This window comes from Arthrobacter sp. Sr24, from assembly GCF_054511175.1.
Genome location: NZ_JBTNDB010000041.1, coordinates 1 through 21727, shown reverse-complemented (window position 1 = coordinate 21727; position 21727 = coordinate 1). Strand labels below are relative to the sequence as shown.

Here is a 21727-nt window from a genome sequence, read left to right as displayed (position 1 = left end):
AGATCTTAGACAATCTGATTCTCTACCAAGGCCCTCACCTATGCCGAAACGAGTTCCACACCCGGATTCATCACTGAGCAACCCTGACTACACCCTGCATTCGGAAGAGCCACATTGGCTCCTCCGGATTGAGAGTGTAGGGGTCGTTGCTGCGTGAGTTGCCTAGGGCTGGAAGCCATTCCGGTCCGTCAGCAGCACCTTCATGGATTCTGGATGAAACTACCCGCCCAATAATGCCCTGGATGCAGCTTTTGGGCATCCACCAGTGTCCCCGAAGGCCGGTGACTTCCACGCTCCCACATGCGCCACTGAGACCTAACTCCGGGCCGGCCAGCAAACAGCAGCGAGTATCCGTCCAGCCAAGACCTCCGCTGACCTTGTTGGCGTCCTCGAAGCGGGCCCCGGTCACCTGCGGGCGATACCCCAAATCACCAGACAGCGAGTTGCATGACTGCCTGTAGCCAGCACACAGTATCAACCGCAGCCCAGGCGTCCGTATCCGTGTCCGTGTCCGTGCGAATGTTGGATCAGATGAGGCTAGGGAAGAGACTACCGATCGTGAGGGCGTCCAAAGATTCCCGCAATGATCTGCTGTAATTTCAGCTGACGCTTTTTGGGTTTTGAGCTAGGACCCTCTTGAGAATAGTCATGGGGCTGGGGCTGTAACGTTGCGGGAGCAGGGTCGTGAGTTTTGGTTGGGACAGGCATCGGCTGTGGCGGGACTTGTGCGCTGTAGCTTGGAGGGGCATGCTGCGGCATCCGCTCACTGGAAGGCTGCGGCTTGGGATCCTCGGGCTGTGACGCAGATACCACAGCATCGGGCTTTGGCCCGACGTACGGTTCTGGCAGATAGCTGTCCCGGTCTTCAGGCTGCAGGTCGGCTGGGATAGCTCTCAGAGTCGGAGGCGTGTTTTGGATGGAGACAGGCGCCGGTGGTGCCGCCATGCCTGGTTCGACAACTGGCGATTGGGCCACAGGAACCGAGGTGGCTACAACGTGGACTGCAGGTTCTTTCGCCGCTAGCGTCGGGGCGGCCTGTTCTTGTGACATGACGCTCGAGGTGTACCACGCACCCGGGTCCTTGGACCACTCAAGGAAGAGCTCGGCATCGAACGTCGGTTTGTTGAACTTCGCTGCGTTCTTGGCCTTGCCGGATTGCGAGCCTACTTCCGCGGTCACCAGTGCCTCACATTTGGCCTTGGTCACGCTGCCAACTGGCTCCAGTCCGAGAGAGACGGCGATGGCTTCCATTTCCTGGCGGGAGTGCGTGTTGCCCGCCTCGTCGATGACGGTTCCGGTAAAGCAAACCCGCGCGCCTGTGACGAGCACGGCCGAGATGTCGGCTTCGCCAGAAAGATCATCGTCGGAATCGATGATTGGGTGCCCGATTCTGGCTTCAACACCGCGCAGGAAATCTCTGGTTTGGGTATTCAGGCTGGTGCGTTGCGCCGTGATGCGCAGATGGCCGGCCAGGACTGCGTCGGCGGAGTCCCCGGCAGCGACCAGCCCTCCCACCATGAAGTTCTCGGCATCCTGGCCTCGAGACAATAGGTAGCCGGTGCGTTGTCCCGGATCAGGGAAGACATCGGCGAAAGCATTGTGGGCCGCACCGGTTCCTGCAATGTCACGCACGGCCCTGGCGCGGTCCAGTGCCTTCGGGGCCCTGAGCCGTTCTGTTTGGCTGGGCGTGAGTTTGGTGCTGTCGATCTCCACCCCAAGGGGCATGGGCACGACGAATCCGTTACGTTTGAGTTCAAAGTCGAGGTAGCCGAGCGACTGGTCGATGTCCACTCCGAAAGGTGTCCTGCCAGCCAGGTATGGCGCTAGGGCCGCCCACGCTTCTGTCAAAAGCGGCGCCAGCTGGACGTCGCTGGCTGAGATACCGTAGGCAGCCCGTGCATCCCCGAGGTCGCGTTCGGGATTGACTAGGGTGGTGACTTCGAGACCGTCGTCGGTCACGAGGGCAATCTCGATGGGGCGGGGACGCCAGGCCCGCCCTTCATCGCCCACGGTGCTGACGCCCAAGTAGACGTTGCCCCGTGATGCCACCTCAGTGCCGCCAGACCTCAGAAAACGGCGGATGCGCTGGTCCACCTTCAAATCTTTGGGCTCGATGTCACGCCGCAACACCAAGCCGCCCATGCTGGTGCAACGGCTAAGCGCCACGTACAGCTGGCCGTAGGCAAAAGTTCCACCGGCTAAATCAACAACCAGGCGTTCCAATGTCTGGCCCTGACTCTTGTGAATGGTAATGGCCCAAGCAAGACGGAACGGCAGCTGCGTATAGGTGCCCACAATCTCGTGACGCAGGCGGCCCGCCTCAACCACCGGGCGGTTGATCTCCCACGTGTGCGTCCCCACCTCAGCAAAAGTGCCGCCGGGGAGTTCGACCTCCACCAGAACGTCACCGCCATCGGTGCGGTGGCCGGTGATGCGGCAAATAGTGCCGTTGGCCCAACGCCTGTCGATATCATTCGAGAGCAGCATGATCTGGGCGCCGACCCGATAGTCAAGCAGGTCATCGGTCGGCTTGTCGAATCCGTCCACGTCCCCCGTGACGCTCGCGGCATGTTGCAGTGCCGGCAGGGGCAGCTGTTCAAGCATCTGCCGGTTCCTGGCACCGGCAATCCGATTGGTTGTCGCCAGTGTCAACCAGAATTCATCCAACGGTGGGAGAAAGGACGCGTCTGTCCTGGCATTGAGAACAGCACGCTCGACGTCTTGCAGGGCTCCTTCCCGCACAGAGTTGAGAACGTCCACCAGCTGAGGGTCGCCGACCTGTCGAAAGACCGTGGTCAATTCGACCAGTGGGAAATGTGCCCGGTCGTAACTATCCGCGGCGAAGAAATACGGTGAACTGTAGCGAGTGCTGAAGTACTCGGATTCTGCCTCCGTCACCACGGGCGGCAGCTGGTACATGTCTCCCACCAAAACAATTTGGACACCGCCAAACCGTGTGCCGGGCTTCGGGCCAAACCGTTCAAGGGCAGCCGCAAGGCAGTCAAAAAGGTCCGCTCTGATCATGGACGCCTCATCAATGACCAACGTGTCCAGGCTCTTGATGGTCTTGGAAAAGCGCCGCGGGTAATAATCAGCGGACTGTACCTGTTCCACGGTTGTTCGCGGACTGAAGGAGAACAACCTGTGAATGGTGTAGCCCTCGACATTTAGCGCTGCGATGCCCGTAGGAGCGGCAACAATGACATTTCGCCCCGTTGAGGCAAGGAAGTGTCGCACCAAAGTGGACTTGCCCGTACCCGCCCTGCCCGTCAAGAAGAGGCTGTTGCCGCCATCGAGCAACGTCAGCGCTTCCTTGAACTCCTCGGTCAGAACTATATTGTCGGTACCTTCAAGCAGCATGGCCGAGCACTCCCTCATACAGATGTAGCCACAATCATGACATCCCGGTCCGACATATCAGGATTCCCCGACATACAAGGGGTGCAATATTTGCCAGCAAGGTTGGGGTTGTCCCTGAGGCCGTGTGTCGACTCAGGCGGCAGGGATTTGCTTTTGGTGGGGCCTGGCATATTGGCGACTCGGCAGCGCAGGGTGATGATATTGGTGGCGGCGGGCATTCGCCCGGGACCATCCGGCCTCCGCGACCTCGGCGACCAGCCGGTCCACGATCTCACCCGTGGCCTTCTTCGCCGTCGACGCATACGCGCCAGCGTCCTTCATCCTCATTTCCCCGCCCGCAGACTATCGCCTCCCTACATATCCCTCCAGCGCACGAAGCACCGGAACATGCTCCAGAGTTTTCGCGAGCATTTCCCAAAAGAGGCACGCATCCCACTACGCTTGCATTCCAGATGGGGTTCGTCGCAACCTTGAAAAACTACATAGAAATCTGTATAGTTTCCATATGAGCGCTATGACGATTACAGAAGCTTCCCGTGCCGGATTATCCTCGCTGGTTGCCTCGGCTGAAGCGGGAATCGATGTTCCCCTCTCTCGACATGGCAGAGTCGTCGCCGAAGTTGTATCCGCTGAAGAAATCTCTGGCCTGAGGCGTGATCGTGACACTCTTCGCGATGCAGCGCTCGTCATGGCCCGCTTCGCAACCGACACCGGGGTCCGCACCGGCCTGGATCAGGCCATGGAATTCTTCGGTTACACTCGCGCTGAGCTGGAAGCTGAGATTGCTTCCGACATCGCTGCAGGGCGAGCGTGACGCCGCATCCGAAGCGCGTCTGCGTGGTTCGACTTACTGAGGATGCAGTTGCCGACCTTCACCGGCTCGGTAAGAAAGACCCCCACGTTGTCCGTACCGTATTCAAGAAGATGCTGCTCCTGGAACGCTCACCAAATGCCGGTGAACCTCTGCTGGGCGCCTTGATTGGATTTCGTAAACTCGTTGTCGGTGACCGGCATTGGCGCATTGTTTGGCGGGTCACCGAAGACACCGATGGCACACCAATCCTGGATATTTCCGAGGTATGGGCGGTGGGCGTCCGATCGGACAGCGAAATCTACGAGGAACTCAAGGCCCGCGTCGCACGGATAGGCGATGACCCTAAGCTCCAACCGATCAAGGACGTCATTACCCAAATGGGTCGTCTTTATGAATCCATCGAGGTCGCCGCGGAACCCACACAGGAATCTTCTCTGCCGGATTGGCTTCAGTCTGCCCTCCGCGAGCAGCTCAACCTTACTCCGGAAGATATCTCCAAAATATCAGAGCAACAAGGACAAAAGCTGCTGATGGAATTCTGGTCCAGCCGCCAGAAACCCTGAATCACAGGGCAAAGGTCACGGGCGCGGGTGTGGGAGTCCGACCACTACTCCCGGCCGTTAGCGAACCGCCAATCTGAACCAAAAAATGCCAAGAGGTCGCCCACGACCAGCCCCGACGAGCGTTTCGCAATCCCGAAGAACGGACATTCCCTCCACCCACGACTGCGGCGTAAAATGATAAGAACGGCTGGCGGCATGCACTGCTTCGTGGCGAATCGCTGGCAAGCTTGTTTTTAAGGGACTGGACGCCTAGGCCAAAAGAACGTTGGGAGCGAAAAGCATGCACTCCCCTTTTATTCCCCCTTTTCAACCAAGAACTACGACAAAGCACGACATGCCACTGCCTTCGAAAACTATGAACTATCACTGAAACACGGGGATTTTGGCAGTCGACGACAACAGGCAAAATCCAGACGGCTAGATTCTCTTGCTCGTGGGTTCAATTCCTACCCCGGGCATGTAAAGGCCTCTGACCTACGCCTACGTTCGGCGGTGGGCCGAGAGGGAAAATCAGGTTCTACTCACGGTTTTGAATGAAAAGCTGATGACAGTTTTAACGTGCTGCTGTCCGAACAATCTGCGGTTGTTGTCACGTTTTCCTACCGATGCCTTGTAAGAACCTTGGTAGTCCACGTGTTCTTGGCGTTCGCGTTGTTGCGGGCGACAGCCCCTAACTATTGGGCCTCCGAACGCCGTGCTCACAGCGCGGACGCCCACTCTCCGTAACCCACGAGCTACCTATGGACTCCATTCCGCCAGGCGCTGCAGATTCAACCTACTAGCTCGCCTGAATCGACAAAGTTGCCATGTACCACTCGTCCAACGATGGACTTGAGTAGAATCTTTCCAACACCATTGCTTTCCAGACTGCCAGATTTCTATCAACTCGCAGTTCTGGAAGAGGAAAGATTTGCGGAACATTCGCCGCCTTGTCCCCTTCAATCAGCCTTAGTACCGTCGTGGCGTCCAGCCTGATGGCAACCCACCAGTGATCTTTCCACGTTCAGAGTCAGCCTCAGCTGACCAACCTTGAACTGTCTTCGCATCGTCGAATGCACCCCTCGCCAGACGTAGGCCAAGATCTGGGTGACTCATCCCTGGCGCTCCACCGCGACGGGTCGAGGCTCGTACGCTCCAATGTTTGTCGGCGAAACCTCCGCCACGAAAGACCCGGTAGTCGTCGTAGCGAGCCGGATCGAGTAGATCCCAGCACCATTCCCATACGTTCCCAAGAGTGTCGTAGAGCCCGAGGGCATTGGGCTGTTTTTCGCCAACTACATTCGGGCTCTCTAACTGGTCATTCGCTGTCCACCCAATGGAATCAAGGGGTCCGTAGTGCGGTCCGGCAGTACCCGCACGGCACGCGTATTCCCATTCGGCCTCGGTGGGCAGCCGGTACCCGGAGGCGTTCGTCTGCCAAATCACATCGCCTGCCTCGAAGCGGTATGCAGGGGCAAGGCCTTGGTTCAATGACGCTTCATTGCAAAACTTGATGGCTTCTAACCAATTGATATCTACCAGCGGTGCTTGAGATCTCGTCTCACTATTGCCCATGAGTTGCGCATACTGAGCCGTGGTGACAGGGACGATACCAATCTCAAAAGGTTCTAGTTGGACGCTCCAACGGCGTTTTCGTCGCGCGTCGTGCAATTCCACTTCTCCGGCTGGTAGCGGAAGAAGATCAAATGTAGCCATTCCCCAATGCTCCCATGCCGTCCGCAATTACTCCCGGTGCTGGGAACTCCAGTCGGACCTTACTCTCCGGGAAACTAGCGGGTTTTGACTGTCAGCGATGACGGTTGGCACGTGGGCCCCGAGACTCTCGTAGCCGTGAGTCCGACGCCCACCCGGGGCACCCAGAACTTCCTCTGACCCGAATTTAGTTGGTTTTAGTGTGTCCGTTCATGGTGGCTTGGGCCCGGACCCCAGATGTGTCAGCGCCCAGAACCTCATGCATGTGCGAGCACCGGCGGTACGCCAACGGCGGGACACCCAGCATCTCTGCCAGCGTCCCGCCGTCGTAGTCACACAGCCGTGGCTGAAAATGAAGCGCTAAACAACCAACCCGGCGACCACGAAGATGACTGCCGCGATGGCGAACCCCATGACGCCGATGAGGGTTTCCATGACGGTCCAAGTCTTCAAGGTGGTCTTGACATCCATGCCGAAGAAGCGGCCCACCAGCCAGAAGCCGGAGTCGTTGACGTGTGAGACCACCACGGAGCCGGCTGCCACGGCGATCACCAAGGCGGCAAGCTGCATACCGTTCACACCTGCGATGGCCACGGCCGGGGCGATGAGGCCTGCAGTGGTGGTCAGCGCCACGGTGGCCGAACCCTGAGCGATGCGCAGAATGGCGGCGATCAGGAACCCGGCCAGGATCAGCGGGATACCTAGATCACCCAAGACATCTGCCAAGGCGGAACCGATGCCGGAGGTACGGAGCACACCGCCGAACATGCCGCCAGCGCCGGTAATCAAGATGACGGAGCAAACCGGGCCCAGCGAGGACTCCAGCAATTTCTCCAGAGTCCCGGAGCTGATGCCGCGGCGCGTGCCGAGCACAAACATGGCCACCAACACAGCGATCAGCAGAGCCACCGGAGTTTCTCCGAGGGTGCGCAGGATCTGGAACCACTGCTCATCCTTGACCGACTCGGCAAGAACGCCGGAGGAGGCCAAGGTGTTCAGGCCGGTATTGATGAAAATCAGCACGAGCGGCAAGAGCAGCAGGCCAATGACGGTGCGGAAGCGCGGCGGGTTGGATTCAGCCTCGGCGCTGGCCTTGCCCAAGAGTTCTGGAACTGGGAGGACCAATTTCTTTCCGGTCCACAGACCGAACAGGTAGGCGGTGACGTACCAGGTGGGGATAGCGGTGATGAGACCAGCAATCAGAACCAACCCGATATTGGCGTCAAAGAAGGCGGCAGCAGAGACCGGGCCCGGGTGCGGCGGCATGAAGATGTGCATCACAGAGAACGCGCCGGCTGCCGGAAGTCCGTAGCGCAGCACTCCCCCGCCAAGGCGGTAGGCTACGGCGAATACCACGGGCAGCATGACAACCAGCCCAGCGTCAAAGAAGATGGGGAAGCCGAAGATCAAGGAGGCAAGGCCGAGGGCGAAGGGAGCACGCTTTTCGCCGAAGACACCGATCAGGTAATCGGCCAACACCTTGGCGCCGCCGCTGGTTTCAACGATGCGGCCAAGCATGGCACCTAAACCAACAAGGAGTGCCACGGTGCCTAGGGTTGTACCGAATCCTCCGATCAGAACGGGAACCACCTGGCTGGTGGGGATGCCAGTGGCGAATGCCGTCAGGAGGCTGATGACGATCAGAGCTATCAGCGCGTGCATCCGCAGTTTGATGATGAGGAAGAGCAGCACAATAACCGCCGCTGCTGCAATGAGCAGCAGCGGGCCTGCCCCTAGTGTTTGGGTCCATCCTTCGATGACCATGGTTCTCCTTTGAAATAGATCTAGTAGTGGAGTGGGAAAATTGGGTGGACTTAGAAGGTGCTGCGTGCTGAAAGAGCGGGAAGCGTTAGACCAGCCAAAACCGCGGCGACAATCTCTTCTGGTGAATGGGAGATGTCCAACCGTAGGCTACCGGCTGCAAGTTCGTCGCTGGTCAACGGTTCCAGCGTCGCCAGCTGGCTGGGTAGGAGCGTGGGAGGCATGAAGTGGCCTTCGCGGCCCAGCATGCGCTGGCCGATCAGTTCGGCAACCCCGTCAAGGTGAACGAACAGAACCCGGCCCTGCGCTTCGGAAAGCAGCCTACGGTAGCTCTGCTTGAGCGCGGAACAGGTTAGCACCGTACTTTTCCCGGCAACTGCATGTGCGCTCATCCAGCCCTGAATCTCCTGCAGCCAGGGCCAGCGGTCCTCATCCTGCAGGGCAATTCCCTGGGTCATTTTCTCGATATTGGATTGTGGGTGGAACTCATCCGCTTCGGCGCAGGCCCAGCCAAGCTGTCGAGAAAGTGCTGACGCAATGGTGGACTTGCCTGAACCGGCAACGCCCATCACCACCAGATTCGTGTCTGGATACTGCATGTTGTACCTCCGAAGAAGACGCTTTGGCTCACTGTAGAAATTCGTTGCGTACCTCACAATGAAAATACGCCGAAAGTTAAGGTATCACCATTTGAAGCCATAGATACTATCTTTTAGTGTCACAGGTCATACCTTTATCGATTTGCCGGTAGTATGGCTGTGCGCGCAGGCGCCAAGGAAGGCAGGAAATATGTCAACGGCGACACCACCGGATACGGACACCGCATCCAAAGGTATGCCCACCCCCGCCATGCATGAGCGTGTCCTCGAAGCAGTTGGCTCTGCCATAGCGGCAGGGCAACTTGCTCCTGGCAGCCGATTGACACTGGAGGGCCTGCAACAAGAGCACGGCATCTCCCGCACCGTCGCGCGCGACTGCATGAAAGTCTTGGAGTCAATGAACTTGGTCTATTCGCGCCGGCGAGTGGGCATTGTGGTTCAAGAACGCAGACTCTGGAATGTCTTCGATCCCAAGCTGGTGCGCTGGCGTCTAGCGTCCGGCCAGCGAGAGATTCAGTACAGCAGTCTCACCGAGCTGCGCATCGCGGTAGAGCCCATTGCGGCCGCAGGTGCAGCCCGCCGGGCCAGCGCCGCCGAACGGGCCAGGCTGGTTTTTCTTGCCGCAGAGCTGAGGCGCCTCGGTGAGGCCGGCGAACTTGAGGCGTTCCTAGCGGTGGACATTGAGTTCCACTGCCTGTTGCTCCAAAGCTGCGGCAATGAGATGTTCACGTCGCTCGAAGGCATGGTGGCAGAAGTACTCACCAGCCGCACCCAGCAAGGATTGATGCCATTCAAGCCTCGGAGGGAAGCTTTGCAGGCTCACGAGGACGTAGCCACTGCAGTGGCTCGCGGAGATGCCGTCATGGCGGAGGCCTCTGCCCGCCACATTCTCAATGAGGTCCGTAGTGCGATGGGCCTCGGTATTTGAGCTGAGCTCACACCCTCGGCATCTGGTTGATAATGCCAATCAGTTTGGTGCGGCTGATCCAGCAGCACTCCTGCAGGTGGACTGTTGCTAGGGAGGTTAGGCGGCAATCGATTCAACACCGAACCTAGGCACCCCGTACTATCGGCATCCTAGGTCGGCAAAGCTCCTCTCTAGTGCCGCGGCAGGCTGTGCTGTCCCAATCGGGGCGCCAGCCAGGTCTCAACCACGTTCTCCCACCTTTGCGGGTCCACGTTCCATTCCTTGGTGTGCCGAGCCTTGCTGAACGGCTCAAAGGTCACCATCTCGGGGTTTCGCCTAGCCAACTCCGCGGTGGGTTCATAGGGCACAAAGTCATCGTCAATGCTGTGCATGATCAACGACGGCGTCCTTAACTCCACCGCTCGGCTCACCCAGTCCATGCTCTTGAGGTTCACAGGCGCGGCCAAACCAGTGATTCGCCGGCCCAGCGGGTGGGTCAGCATGACCTCGGCGTACTGGCCAATAAAGTTCGGGATGCGGTTCAGCTGCGCTTGATGCGCCAGCACATTCACCCAATTAATGACGGGCGCGTCCAGCACCATGGCTAGGACGTGTTTCCGGTTCCGGGCCAGATCAGCTGTTTGCAAACTGATGGCTCCACCCATGGAATAGCCAAAAAGCACTACGTCCTTGGCGCCATGGGCGATGGCATAATCAATGGCCACTTCCACATCGGCCCACTCGGTGACCCCCAGCCCATACCGGCCATCAGACGCGGCGGGGGCATCGCCGTCGTTCCTGTAAGAGATCAGCAAAGCGTTCATACCGAGGCGGTGAGCGGTGGGGACCGCACGTAAACCTTCGTTGCGAGTGGCGCCGCGGCCGTGCACCACGATGGCCCAGGTAGCTCCAGCGGAAGGCGCCGGTAGCAGCCAAGCGGGAGCTGGGCCACCGGACAGATTCAGCGTCACGTCCTCGTACGCCAAGCCCATCTCATCCGGGTGTGCATGCAAATTGCCGGACCACCAGCCCGCCGTAGCCGTGCGCAAATCACCGCCGTGGACGGCGAGGACCTCGCGGGTGACACTGCCTTCGCGCGGCACATAGGAGAGGATCCGGCCAATGACTGCGTGGGCGCGGCTGTTGTCGAAGTACAGCCCGTAGTTGCCCTCAATGATGGTGTCCGGGGTGGCTTCGAGCACGATCTGCAGCTCTGGGCCGTCGGAGATCACGGCGAGCACGGCGACGTCGTCCATCCTGTGCTTCTCTGGGGTCACGATCCGGCGGGCGAAGTAGACGGCCAGAGCGGAGGTTGCCGTCATCACCGCCACGGCGCCGGTGCCTGCCGCGGCGGCCCCGAGGGCGCCCCACTTGAGCCAGGGATTGGACTGCTGCGAAGAGGAAGCCATGCCACCATTGTGCCTACTGCCCGGCGGCCCGTCGAGCGGCACACCGGGGGCGTTCGTAACTTTCTTCGCACAACTTGGGCCGTTGTCATTGTTTATGGTGCATAGGCGCCTAAGCTGGTGCCATGAGCGAGCAGATCATCATTTTGACCGAAGAAGCGCTGACGTCCACGGACGTGGCCAACATTACGAACCTCTACGAGCAGGGCGACGACGTGGAGCTGGTGCTCTTAGTGCCGGCCGACACGCACCGCAATCTCTTCGTGGACGTCATTGACCAGTTGACCATGCTTGATGTGCCCGGCGCCCTGCGCGAATTGCGCGAGAAACCCGATGCTGCCACCGTCAAGGCCGAGGCCTCGGAGATTCTCGCCGCCTCCCTGATTGTGCTTTCAGCTGCGGGCGCCAAGGCTACCGGGGCAGTTGCCGAGGGCGACGCCGTTGCCTCCTTGGTTGCCAAGGTCACCGAGTCCGGTGCCCGGCAGGCCGTGGTGGTCACCCGTCCCCATGCCGTTGCCGATACCTTCCGCCAAGACTGGGCGCACCAGGCGCAACGGAAACTGGGCTTGCCAGTTTTGCATTTGTACTCCGATTCGGGATTTATTGGCGACTCCTGAACGTTGGCATAAATATGAACAGCTTTGATAATTCCGCCGTGCCCGCCACCCCTGCTTCCGCAACTCCTGCCGTCGTCAAGAGCGATGCCCAGTGGCGTGAAGAACTCACCCCCGCCGAGTATCAGGTGCTGCGCCAAGCCGGCACCGAACGCCCCTTCACCGGGGAGTACTGGGACTCCACTCAAGAGGGCGTGTATGAATGCCGCGCTTGTGGGGCTGAACTCTTCACCTCAAAGGAGAAGTTTTCCTCACACTGCGGCTGGCCCTCCTTCTTCGCCCCGCTGGCAGAAGGTTCGGTGACGTACCTGCATGACAACTCGCTGGGCATGGAACGCATTGAAGTGCGCTGCACCGCCTGCGATTCGCACCTGGGTCACCTCTTCAAAGGTGAAGGCTATGACACGCCCACCGATGAACGCTTCTGCATTAACTCAGTCTCAATGAAACTGCGGTCATAACGCTGCGTTCATAGAGCTGATTTACAACACTCCCTTCATGACCCTCAGGCCATGAAGGGAGTGTTCTTAATTCTGCCGGAAGGCTCACAGGAACTGTGGCCAGAAGCCCTCTAAAGTCACGGAGCCGTAGAGCCTCTTATGCTCAACCGCTTTTCACATTAGCTTTGCTATTCCATTGCTAGGCTCGGAATCAATCCAGCCGGGACTCCCCCTGTCTTCCGAGTAGCCAAAGGAAACTGCATGAGCATCACGATCGAAACCCCAGGCAGCGCCAGCACCTTTGACTACACCGCCTTGGCCCAGAGCCCTGCGTGGCTGGCCCTGAAAAATGCGGCCATCGCCCTGCAGGAACTGCAGGTCAAGGACGGCTCCGTCCCCGAGGCAGGCAACCACGCTGCCGCCACGGCGTTGATCGCCACCATCACCGAGTCCATGGACACCTTGGCCCCGCATTTTCCCCACGACGCCCGCTATCTAGAGCTGGCCGTGGCCGATTTCAACAAGTGGGTAACCGCCGGTCTAGGCGTTCCGGATTTCCTTGACTCACTCTTGGCCTTCAACCCGCAGGAACACCGCGTGGACGGCTTGGGTCACCTGGTTGTGTTCCCCATGTATACCCAAAATGGTTCAACCTCGCGCTTTGTTGAGGCCGTCTTGGTGGAAACCCTCTGGCCTGAATTTATTGGGGAACTGGAGGCCAAGAGCTACTCCAACAAGCTGTTTGTACCGCTGCGCTTCATTGATTTCACCCCCGGCTATGACAGCAACTCAGCCGTGCTGTTCCCGGAAAGCGTCTCCGTGCGCGAAACCCCCACGTTCACTTGGGGTGCCATCTTCCAGGACCGCGAAGCCGCCCGCTTCCGTCGCGTGGTCCGGGAGGCAGCACAGGTGACCCGGCTGGAATTGCCGGCTGACGCCGTCGAACTTCTGGAAAACCAAGCCCTGACGCAGGAAACGTTCATCATGTGGGACCTCATCCACGACCGTACCCACATGCGCGGCGACCTTCCGTTTGACCCGTTCATGATCAAACAGCGCATGCCGTACTTCCTGTATTCGCTGGAGGAACTGCGCTGCGATCTCACGGCGTACCGCGAATCGGTGGCGGTGGAGGCTGACGAGAGCGCCTCCCCCGAGGCGCGCAAGCACGCGAAACTGGTCCAGTACGCAGTGATTTTTGACCGCATTTTCCGCTTTGCCATCACCGGCACGCGCGTTCGCAACTACGACGGCCTGGGCGGGCAGCTGCTGTTTGCGTGGCTGCACCAGCACCACGTGCTGCACTGGACCGACACCAAGCTGACCATTGATTGGGCCGAGGTGCCCGCCGTGGTGATCGCCCTGGGACACGAGATTGAGGAGCTGTACTGGCGCTCTATTGACCGTCCCAAGTTGGCGCATTGGCTGGCCGCGTATGAGCTGGTTTCGGCGACGGTGACTCCGAACCCGGCGTCCACGTGGGCGAAGGGCCCTGAAGCCTTGCCGCTGACAGCGCCGCTGCGCGAGATCACCGATCAGGTCATGGATGATGAGTTCCCGCTCTCCATGTTCTACGAAGCGCTGAACAAGAAGATGCGCACCGTCATCGAATCCACCGCGGGTATCACCGGCACCAGCGTCGCCTAAGTGAGTAGTGTTGGAGGCATGAAGACTCCTTTGGTAGTGATCGCCGGCGGCAGCAGTGCCGCCGGCGTTACCGTGGCTAGTGCCCTGCTCGGCGCTGGAATGCGCGTGTTGACCGTAGGGTCCGACGCCGGACGGATCCAGGCGGCGGCTCGTCTCACCGACGGTGCCGTCCCCCTGGTGTGTAACCTTGGCGATCCAGACGACGTGGCCGATCTCCTGGAGGACATCCACGAGGGCTTTGGTCCCGTGGACGGCCTGATCCATTTGGTGGGAGGCTGGCGCGGCGGCGACGGGATCGCCGGCCAAAGCGATGCCGATTGGGACTTCCTCCACACCACAGTCCTGACCACATTGCGCACCACCAGCCGGGCGTTTTATCCGGACCTCGCGGCGTCCCCTGTAGGCCGGCTGGCCATTGTTTCCTCTACCACCGTTACGGATCCGGGCGCTGGGGACGCCAACTACGCCTCGATCAAGGCTGCTGCGGAAACGTGGGTGCGCTCGGTGGCTGCCGGATTTGCCTCTGGTGCACCCGCGGCGGGCGAAGTAGGGACCACGGCAGCTTCGGAGGGCATGGAAGGTGGGGCGGCCGGCGTCGTACTTGTGGTGAAAGCGCTGGTGGATGACGCCATGCGCGCCCGCTCGCCTCAACGCCGTTTCCCTGGCTTCACTGATGTGGCCGTGCTGGGGCAGGCCGTGGCGGGGCTGTTCAGCACGCCCGCGGCGCAGCTCAACGGCGCGCGCATTATTCTTGACAGCAACTCATAATCTGAAACCCGCAACCTGAAACCCGCAACCGGAAAGACATTGTGAACATCGACGCACAACTCCATGACCCCTCTGTGAGCAGTTTCGCCTCAGATAACTACTCCGGCATCCACCCGGAGGTGCTCGAAGCGCTGGCCGCAGCCAATGGCGGGCACCAGAGCGCGTACGGCGAGGACGTCTACACGGCCCGGCTGCGCGAGGAAATGAGCACGCTTTTCGGCAAAGAGGTCGAGGTGTTCCCGGTTTTCAACGGCACCGGCGCCAATGTGGTGGGTCTGCAATCGTTGTTGCCGCGATGGGGCGCTGTGGTCTGTTCGGCCACGGCCCACATTCACAACGACGAAAATGGGGCGCCGGAGCGCGTGGGCGGCATGAAGCTGCTGCCTGTTGCCACGCCTGACGGAAAACTCACCCCCGCATTGATCGACAAGGAAGCGTGGGGATTCGGCGACGAGCACCGTGCGCAGCCGCTGGCAGTCTCCATCACGCAGACCACCGAATTGGGCACCTGCTATACGCCGGAGGAAGTGCGCGCCATCTGTGATCACGCTCATTCTCTGGGCATGAAGGTGCACATGGACGGCGCCCGTCTGGCCAACGCGGCTGCTTACTTGGGTGTTCCGGTGCGCGAATTCACCTCCGACGCCGGCGTGGACGTCCTCTCCTTTGGCGGCACCAAGAATGGCATCATGTTTGGCGAAGTCATTGTTGCGCTCAACCCGAGCGCTGCCGACGGACTCATTTACCTGCGCAAATTGAACATGCAGCTGGCCTCCAAGATGCGCTTCATCTCAGCCCAGGTGCTGGCGCTGCTGCGCGATGATCTCTGGTTGCGCTCGGCTACTCATTCCAATGCCATGGCCGTGAGGCTGCGCGCCGCTGTGCAGGATCTGCCGGGCTTGGAGTGCACTCAGGAGACTCAATCGAACGGCATCTTCGCGATTCTGCCCGAGGGCGTGGCAGACCGGCTGCGCCAGGACTTCAAGTTCTACGACTGGGACCCGGCCGCGCGGGAAGTGCGCTGGATGTGCTCCTTCGATACCACCGAAGCTGACGTTGATGCGTTCGCAGCTGCTGTTCGCAAGGAACTTGAGGGGTAACTGCGGTTCTGCTCGTTGGAGTTCCGTTCGCTGTAGTTCTGTTCGCCACGTGACGGCGCACCATTTAGGGTGCGCCGTCTTTTGGTGTGGTGGGTGGGGTGGCTTGGACGGGGCAGGCACCGGAACGGGCGCCATACTGGGCTGACCAGGTACCTTCAGAGCGCCGGATTCGGCGCGCCTGACGCGCTTTGCCCCGCTACCGTCATAATCTGCACATGTGAGCCACGATCTGCAACTGCCCGCTGACTTCCAAGAAGCCTTGGCTGGTTTGCGTGCTGCCCCGCATCGTAGCGAGCTTTCGCTGGCCGAAGTGCCTGCGCCCTCCCGTCTGGCTCCCTATGGAGTTGCTCTCGGAGCGGAAGTGTTGATGGACGGCGAAGAGCTCGCCACCGGCCGATTCATCCTCCTGCATGACCCCAACGGCTCCGATCTATGGGGCGGTACGTTCAGAATTGTCACCTATATACGGGCGCAACTCGAAGCTGACATTGGCAACGATTCCCTCCTGGGCAATGTTGCTTGGGCATGGCTGGTTGAGTCTCTCGACGAGCACGGAGCCCGGCACAGCAACGCCGGAGGTACGGCGACACGAATCCTCTCGGAATCATACGGCTCGTTAGCGTCCCGACCCGATGCCATTGACATTGAATTGCGCGCCTCGTGGACACCTGAGGGCCGCGATATGCGCTCTCATCTGGATGCTTGGGTGGATATTGTCTGCACCTTTGCAGGCCTACCACCCGTGCCAGACGGCGTGACCTTGCTGCCACAGCGACGGCCCCGAACTAACAGGTGACTGCTTCTCCGCTCCATCACCTGATCCGCCCAGAAGAGCAATTAAGAGGCTTTCCTTCGCCATTCGGTAGACTAAGGTCATCATGACCAAAGCAGAAACAAGCACCCACAGCCGCACCAGGGCCAAAATGTCGAACACACATCAAGGCCGCAGTACTACAAACGTTGGACCCGAGGGCACATCTACCTCGGGCTCGGTTGCCCAGACCAGTACTGATCTTGCCCCCGCACCGCTGACGTCTGTGCTGATCGACGGCGTCCAGATGGAACTGGGCGAACTGCCTGACCTGGTAGATCTGGACATGCCCCGCGACGGCATTCCCGCCGTCGTAGATTCAGAGCCGGCTCTGAGGCGCTGCGCCACCGCACTCGCTGCAGGACATGGCCCGGCGTCCGTTGATACGGAGCGTGCATCAGGTTTCCGCTACGGTCAACGCGCCATGCTGGTGCAGATCCGCCGCGACGGTGCCGGTACTTGGTTGATTGACCCCGAAGCTTTTGACGATCTGAAGATCATTGATGAGGCGCTGCGTGGCGTCGAGTGGATTCTCCACGCCGCCAGTCAGGATCTGCCCTGCCTGGCCGGTGTTGGCATGTGGCCGGACAAGCTTTTTGATACAGAACTTGCCGCCCGGCTCGCTGGCCTGCCCCGTGTAGGACTGGGTGCCGTAGTGGAAACACTACTGGGCTTCCATCTCGCCAAGGAACACTCCGCCGCGGACTGGTCCACCCGACCCTTGCCTGAATCCTGGTTGCGCTACGCCGCATTGGATGTGGAAGTGCTCGTGGATCTTGAAGAGGAACTGCTCGCTTTGCTGGAGCGGGACGGCAAGCTGGACTACGCGGCCCAAGAATTTCAGCACCTCATTGACGTTGGAATTCCTGCCCCGCGGGTGGACCCGTGGCGCCGCACGTCCGGATCACACACCATCCGCAACCGCGTCCAGCTGGGAGCCGTTCGCGAGTTGTGGCAGACCCGCGAAAGACTTGCCGAAAGCCGCGACATTGCCCCTAGCCGTTTGATCCCGGACTCGGCCATCATCGCCGCAGCAAAAGGCATGCCCTCGACAGTGCCTGCACTATTAGCACTGGCGGGTTTCCATGGCCGCTCAGCCAAGCGCGACGCCCCCAAATGGCTCCATGCCATCCAGACCGCGAAGAACAGTAGCGATCTGCCACCGTTGCAGGTTTCCAACAACACTCCTCCGCCGCCGCGAGTCTGGGTCGATCGCGATCCTGTGGCCGCTGCACGTTTCGCCACGGCCCGCAACAGAATGGCCGAACTCTCCGAGGAATTGAACATCCCGTCGGAGAATATTCTGACCCCGGATCATCTGCGCCGCGTGTGCTGGCGTCCGCCGTCGGACTTCACCGTGGAAGCCATCTCGGCTGCACTGGCAGAGTTGGGCGCCCGCGCCTGGCAGATCGAGAAGACCGCCCCCCTTCTGGTAGAGGCCATGAGCAACCCCGAGCCACTAGCTCCGCGGGAACCCAAAGAAGCTAACAAGGACCACGCCCAGCTTTAGTTAGCCCGCCCTCGGCCCCCAACGAACGCTCGGGCAGCAATGGTGCCATTTCTTCGAACGCTATCGCAGTCAACTGCGATAGCGTTCGTCTTTTAAGCACCATTGCTGCACTAGCGTCGAGAGGGGTGACGATACCTTCGTTTTGACCTCTAAGTTACTCGCAAGTAACATGAGTTGCGACACACTCCTCCCCCGTTATGCTGGGCTGGAGAGAACACCATTGAACGCAACCAAGGAGTTAGACGTGAGCCAAAATCGGCAGATCAGGGACGTGGTCTTTGTTGACGGCGTCCGCACCCCCTTTGGCCGCGCTGGGGAGAAGGGCATTTATGCCAACACCCGCGCCGATGACCTGGTAGTGAAGTGCATCCGCGAACTCATGCGCCGCAACCCATCCTTGCCCGCCGAGCGCATTGACGACGTTGCCATTGCCGCCACCACCCAGACCGGCGATCAGGGCCTGACCATTGGCCGCACCGCCGCACTCTTAGCCGGACTGCCGCAGTCGGTGCCCGGATTCGCCATCGATAGGATGTGCGCTGGCGCCATGACAGCGGTGACCACAACGGCGTCGGGCATTGGCTTTGGCGCCTATGACGTTGTCATCGCCGGCGGCGTGGAGCACATGGGCCACCACCCCATGGGCACCGGATCCGATCCGAACCCGCGCTTCATGTCCGAACGCATTGTGGATCCGGCCGCCCTGAACATGGGCAACACGGCCGAGAACCTGCACGATCGCTTCCCCGCCATTACCAAGGACCGCACCGACGCGTATGCCGTGGCCAGCCAGAACAAGCTTGCAGCTGCCTACGCCAAAGATCAGATTCAGCCCGATCTTGTTCCCGTGGCCACCATGAAGCCCGGCGCCGGCTGGACCGTGAACACCGTGGATGAGCCACCGCGCCCCGGCACCACCGTTGAGGACCTTGCCACACTGCGCACTCCTTTCCGTGCCCATGGACGTGTCAGTGCCGGTAACGCCGCTGGATTGAACGACGGCGCGACCGCGGCACTTTTGGCTTCTGCCGAGGCTGCTGCGGAGCTGGGCTTGCCTGTCAAAATGCGCCTCGTCACCTACGCGTTCGCCGGAGTGGCACCGGAGGTCATGGGCATTGGCCCTGTTCCGGCCACCGAAAAGGCGCTGCGCCTGGCCGGGCTCACCATCGAGGATATTGGCCTGTTCGAAATCAATGAGGCCTTCGCCGTCCAGGTGCTCTCCTTCCTAGACCACTTTGGGATCGCCGACGACGATCCTCGCGTCAACCGCTATGGTGGAGCCATCGCCGTGGGCCACCCTCTGGCATCCTCCGGCGTGCGCCTCATGAACCAGTTGGCCCGGCAATTCGAAGAGGATCACTCCGTGCAGTACGGCATCACCACCATGTGCATCGGGTTGGGCATGGGTGCCACCGTAATCTGGGAAAACCCACACTTCACCGGCACAGGTGCTGAAGCCACCCCGTCCGTAACCGCCTCCGCCACCACCGAAGGGAGCGCAGCATGAGCGCCCAGGATTTCACTAAACTCGCAGCCATGTTCCCCGATGAGGTTGTGACGCACTCCTACGTGCAGGACATCGCACTCCCCGGCGTTGAGGGCGCACCAAGCGCTGGCACCTTTGCGCTGATCACACTGGACAACGGTTTGGATCATCGCCGCCCCACCACGCTGGGCCCGAACACCCTGGTCGAGTTAGGCACCACGCTGGAGGCACAGCGAGAGCGTGCTGCTCGGGGTGAAATTCTCGGCGTGGGCGTCACCGGCAAGCCCTTCTTCTTGGTGGCAGGAGCGGACCTGTCAGCCGTCAAGAGCCTGAAAGATCCCGAAGCAGCACTCTGGATGGCACAGTTGGGCCACGACGTTTACTCCACGCTGAATGATCTGGGGGTTCCCAGCTTTGTGTTCATCAACGGGCTCGCCTTGGGTGGCGGTCTGGAGATTGCCCTGAACGCCAACTACCGGACCGTTTCCACAGGTGCTGGAGCCTTGGCTCTGCCCGAGGCATTCCTTGGCTTGGTCCCCGGCTGGGGCGGCGTCTACTTACTCCCCCGCTTGATCGGTCCGGGCAACGCCGTACAGGTCATGATTGAAAACGCACTCAGCAACAACCGCACCCTGAGCGGCCCCGCCGCGTTCAAGCTCGGCATTGCCGACGCCCTCTTTGAACCTGCTGATTTTGTGGAACAGTCGCTGAATTGGGCCGCCCGCGTGCTTGCCGGCGCCGAAAGCCCCAGCCGCCCCAACGCGGTGAGTGAACCCCTGAGCGAGGAAAACAGCGCAGCGTGGGATGCCGCCGTCGTGCGTGCCAAGAAGTTTGTGGAGGCCAAAACCTCCAATGCCGCGCCGGCCCCCGCGAAGGTGATTGAGTTGCTCGAGAAGGGCAAGCATTTCACGAAGGCGGAGTCTTTTGCGGCTGAAGATGCGGCGCTGGCGGAGCTCATGGGCACGCCGCAGTTCCGCGATACCGTCTACGCGTTCTTGGATTTGGTGCAGAAGCGAGCCAAGCGTCCGGCCGGTGCACCGGATCCCAAGCTGGCTCGCCCTGTGACGAAGGTTGGCGTGGTGGGTGCGGGGCTGATGGCAGGGCAGTTTGCGCTGTTATTTGCCCGCCAACTCAAGGTGCCCGTGGTCATGACGGACATCGATGCCGCTCGCGTGGACAAGGGCGTGGGGTACGTACACGGCGAAGTGGACAAATTGCTGGCGAAGGGGAGGATCAGCCAGGATGCGGCGAACCGGACCAAGGCCCTGGTTACAGGTTCGGTGTCAAAGGACGTGTTTGCTGATGCCGACTTCGTGATCGAGGCCGTGTTCGAGGAACTCTCCGTGAAGAAGGCCGTATTTGCTGAGGTCGAGGCGATCGTCTCTCCCGAGTGCATCCTGGCCACGAATACTTCCTCCCTGTCTGTCACGGCCATGGCTGAGGACCTCAAGCACCCCGAGCGTCTAGTGGGCTTCCACTTCTTCAACCCTGTGGCCGTCATGCCGCTGCTGGAAATTGTGCGCGCTCCCAAGACCGACGACGCCGTTCTGGCCACCGCGTTTGCCACAGCTAAGGCGCTGCGCAAGACAGCGGTGCTGGTCAAGGATGCGGCGGCGTTCGTGGTGAACCGTGTGCTGCTACGCCTCATGGCCGAGGTTTCCAAGGCCTTCGACGAGGGCACCGACGCACACACTGCCGACACCGCGTTGCGTCCCATGGGCCTGCCAATGACCCCCTTCACGCTGCTGGCGATGGTGGGCATCCCGGTGGCGCAGCACGTCACGGAATCGCTACATACGGCGTTTGGTGATCGTTTCCATGTCTCGGCTAACCAGCAGGCCCTGATCGACGCGGGAAAGAAGGGACTGTGGGAAACTGCGGAAGATGGCTCCGTCTCCATCCCAGCAGACACTTTGGCGCTGCTTAGCTTTGGTTCTTCGCCCTCCACAGGCGAGGAGCTCTTGCGCAAGACTCAGGACGCTCTGGCCGAGGAAATTGGCCTGATGCTGGCTGAGGGTGTGGTTGCTGGACCCGAGGACATCGACCTATGCATGATCCTTGGCGCCGGCTGGCCCATGCACCTCGGTGGCATCACCCCCTACCTGGACCGCGTGGGCGCCTCGGAGCGCGTCAATGGGAAGCTCTTCCAGGCGGCAGCGTAGCTTTTCCCTTCAAAAGTACGACGGCGGGGGGGGGGGGGGTGTGGAGAAGGGGGGGGGGGGGGGGGTGGCGAGTGGTGGAGGGGGGAG

17 protein-coding genes are annotated in these 21727 nt (G+C 60.5%); 12 read left to right on the top strand and 5 right to left on the bottom strand.

The genetic code is table 11. The features are described 5' to 3' along the window. Nucleotides 1-549 precede the first annotated feature (549 nt). Nucleotides 550-3360: an AAA family ATPase gene (locus tag ACX80D_RS17200; protein ID WP_459324091.1), complete on the bottom strand. Its 2811-nt coding sequence runs from the start codon at nucleotides 3358-3360 to the stop codon at nucleotides 550-552. Nucleotides 3361-3865: 505 nt separating this feature from the next. Here ACX80D_RS17200 and ACX80D_RS17195 point away from each other — a divergent pair. Continuing rightward, complete coding sequence (locus ACX80D_RS17195) at nucleotides 3866-4174, top strand: type II toxin-antitoxin system Phd/YefM family antitoxin (RefSeq protein WP_459324090.1); 309 nt, start codon at nucleotides 3866-3868, stop codon at nucleotides 4172-4174. Between the two features lie 23 nt (nucleotides 4175-4197). Continuing rightward, entirely contained in the window at nucleotides 4198-4737 is a 540-nt protein-coding gene (locus ACX80D_RS17190) for a type II toxin-antitoxin system RelE family toxin (RefSeq protein ID WP_459324089.1), read from the top strand. A gap of 948 nt (nucleotides 4738-5685) precedes the next feature. On the opposite strand, the gene ACX80D_RS17185 is transcribed toward ACX80D_RS17190, so the two are convergent. From ACX80D_RS17185 to ACX80D_RS17175, 3 genes are all read right to left on the bottom strand, one after another. Next, entirely contained in the window at nucleotides 5686-6432 is a 747-nt protein-coding gene (locus ACX80D_RS17185; RefSeq protein ID WP_459324088.1) for a formylglycine-generating enzyme family protein, read from the bottom strand. Nucleotides 6433-6789: 357 nt separating this feature from the next. Beyond that, on the bottom strand, nucleotides 6790-8193 hold the full coding sequence (locus ACX80D_RS17180; protein WP_459324087.1) for a GntP family permease: 1404 nt from the start codon (nucleotides 8191-8193) through the stop codon (nucleotides 6790-6792). A gap of 50 nt (nucleotides 8194-8243) precedes the next feature. Continuing rightward, entirely contained in the window at nucleotides 8244-8789 is a 546-nt protein-coding gene (locus tag ACX80D_RS17175; protein WP_459324086.1) for a gluconokinase, read from the bottom strand. A 190-nt stretch (nucleotides 8790-8979) separates the two neighbouring features. On the opposite strand from ACX80D_RS17175, the gene ACX80D_RS17170 reads away from it, so the two are divergent. Continuing rightward, complete coding sequence (locus ACX80D_RS17170; RefSeq protein ID WP_459324085.1) at nucleotides 8980-9717, top strand: FadR/GntR family transcriptional regulator; 738 nt, start codon at nucleotides 8980-8982, stop codon at nucleotides 9715-9717. Between the two features lie 170 nt (nucleotides 9718-9887). On the opposite strand, the gene ACX80D_RS17165 is transcribed toward ACX80D_RS17170, so the two are convergent. Next, on the bottom strand, nucleotides 9888-11105 hold the full coding sequence (locus ACX80D_RS17165) for an alpha/beta hydrolase family protein (protein WP_459324084.1): 1218 nt from the start codon (nucleotides 11103-11105) through the stop codon (nucleotides 9888-9890). Nucleotides 11106-11227: 122 nt separating this feature from the next. Between ACX80D_RS17165 and ACX80D_RS17160 the strand changes: the two genes are divergently transcribed. The 9 genes from ACX80D_RS17160 to ACX80D_RS17120 all read left to right on the top strand — a co-directional run bounded on the left by ACX80D_RS17160 (nucleotide 11228) and on the right by ACX80D_RS17120 (nucleotide 21640). Further along, nucleotides 11228-11719, top strand: coding sequence for a hypothetical protein (locus tag ACX80D_RS17160; protein WP_459324083.1), 492 nt, complete (start codon nucleotides 11228-11230; stop codon nucleotides 11717-11719). Between the two features lie 14 nt (nucleotides 11720-11733). Further along, complete coding sequence (gene msrB / locus ACX80D_RS17155; RefSeq protein ID WP_459324082.1) at nucleotides 11734-12177, top strand: peptide-methionine (R)-S-oxide reductase MsrB; 444 nt, start codon at nucleotides 11734-11736, stop codon at nucleotides 12175-12177. A gap of 240 nt (nucleotides 12178-12417) precedes the next feature. Continuing rightward, complete coding sequence (locus tag ACX80D_RS17150; protein WP_459324081.1) at nucleotides 12418-13803, top strand: DUF6421 family protein; 1386 nt, start codon at nucleotides 12418-12420, stop codon at nucleotides 13801-13803. Nucleotides 13804-13821: 18 nt separating this feature from the next. After that, complete coding sequence (locus ACX80D_RS17145) at nucleotides 13822-14571, top strand: SDR family NAD(P)-dependent oxidoreductase (protein WP_459324080.1); 750 nt, start codon at nucleotides 13822-13824, stop codon at nucleotides 14569-14571. A 47-nt stretch (nucleotides 14572-14618) separates the two neighbouring features. Further along, entirely contained in the window at nucleotides 14619-15671 is a 1053-nt protein-coding gene (locus ACX80D_RS17140) for a threonine aldolase family protein (protein ID WP_459324092.1), read from the top strand. A 217-nt stretch (nucleotides 15672-15888) separates the two neighbouring features. After that, nucleotides 15889-16467 carry a DUF3000 domain-containing protein gene (locus ACX80D_RS17135; protein WP_459324079.1) on the top strand — a complete coding sequence of 193 codons (579 nt, stop codon included), beginning with the start codon at nucleotides 15889-15891 and terminating at the stop codon, nucleotides 16465-16467. An 82-nt stretch (nucleotides 16468-16549) separates the two neighbouring features. Beyond that, a complete protein-coding gene (locus tag ACX80D_RS17130) occupies nucleotides 16550-17992 on the top strand; it encodes an HRDC domain-containing protein (protein ID WP_459324078.1) in 1443 nt (480 codons plus the stop codon). Nucleotides 17993-18161: 169 nt separating this feature from the next. Continuing rightward, nucleotides 18162-19499 carry a thiolase family protein gene (locus tag ACX80D_RS17125; RefSeq protein WP_459324077.1) on the top strand — a complete coding sequence of 446 codons (1338 nt, stop codon included), beginning with the start codon at nucleotides 18162-18164 and terminating at the stop codon, nucleotides 19497-19499. Next, nucleotides 19496-21640: a 3-hydroxyacyl-CoA dehydrogenase NAD-binding domain-containing protein gene (locus ACX80D_RS17120; RefSeq protein ID WP_459324076.1), complete on the top strand. Its 2145-nt coding sequence runs from the start codon at nucleotides 19496-19498 to the stop codon at nucleotides 21638-21640. Before ACX80D_RS17125 ends, ACX80D_RS17120 begins: the two co-directional genes overlap by 4 nt. The last annotated feature ends 87 nt before the right edge of the window (nucleotides 21641-21727 follow it).

Coding starts and splice junctions, on each gene's coding strand:
- ACX80D_RS17200 (WP_459324091.1), bottom strand. CDS start 3,360: ATGCTGCTTGAAGGTACCGACAATATAGTTCTGACCGAGGAGTTCAAG.
- ACX80D_RS17195 (WP_459324090.1), top strand. CDS start 3,866: ATGAGCGCTATGACGATTACAGAAGCTTCCCGTGCCGGATTATCCTCG.
- ACX80D_RS17185 (WP_459324088.1), bottom strand. CDS start 6,432: ATGGCTACATTTGATCTTCTTCCGCTACCAGCCGGAGAAGTGGAATTG.
- ACX80D_RS17180 (WP_459324087.1), bottom strand. CDS start 8,193: ATGGTCATCGAAGGATGGACCCAAACACTAGGGGCAGGCCCGCTGCTG.
- ACX80D_RS17175 (WP_459324086.1), bottom strand. CDS start 8,789: ATGCAGTATCCAGACACGAATCTGGTGGTGATGGGCGTTGCCGGTTCA.
- ACX80D_RS17170 (WP_459324085.1), top strand. CDS start 8,980: ATGTCAACGGCGACACCACCGGATACGGACACCGCATCCAAAGGTATG.
- ACX80D_RS17165 (WP_459324084.1), bottom strand. CDS start 11,105: ATGGCTTCCTCTTCGCAGCAGTCCAATCCCTGGCTCAAGTGGGGCGCC.
- ACX80D_RS17160 (WP_459324083.1), top strand. CDS start 11,228: ATGAGCGAGCAGATCATCATTTTGACCGAAGAAGCGCTGACGTCCACG.
- msrB (WP_459324082.1), top strand. CDS start 11,734: ATGAACAGCTTTGATAATTCCGCCGTGCCCGCCACCCCTGCTTCCGCA.
- ACX80D_RS17150 (WP_459324081.1), top strand. CDS start 12,418: ATGAGCATCACGATCGAAACCCCAGGCAGCGCCAGCACCTTTGACTAC.
- ACX80D_RS17145 (WP_459324080.1), top strand. CDS start 13,822: ATGAAGACTCCTTTGGTAGTGATCGCCGGCGGCAGCAGTGCCGCCGGC.
- ACX80D_RS17130 (WP_459324078.1), top strand. CDS start 16,550: ATGACCAAAGCAGAAACAAGCACCCACAGCCGCACCAGGGCCAAAATG.
- ACX80D_RS17125 (WP_459324077.1), top strand. CDS start 18,162: ATGAGTTGCGACACACTCCTCCCCCGTTATGCTGGGCTGGAGAGAACA.
- ACX80D_RS17120 (WP_459324076.1), top strand. CDS start 19,496: ATGAGCGCCCAGGATTTCACTAAACTCGCAGCCATGTTCCCCGATGAG.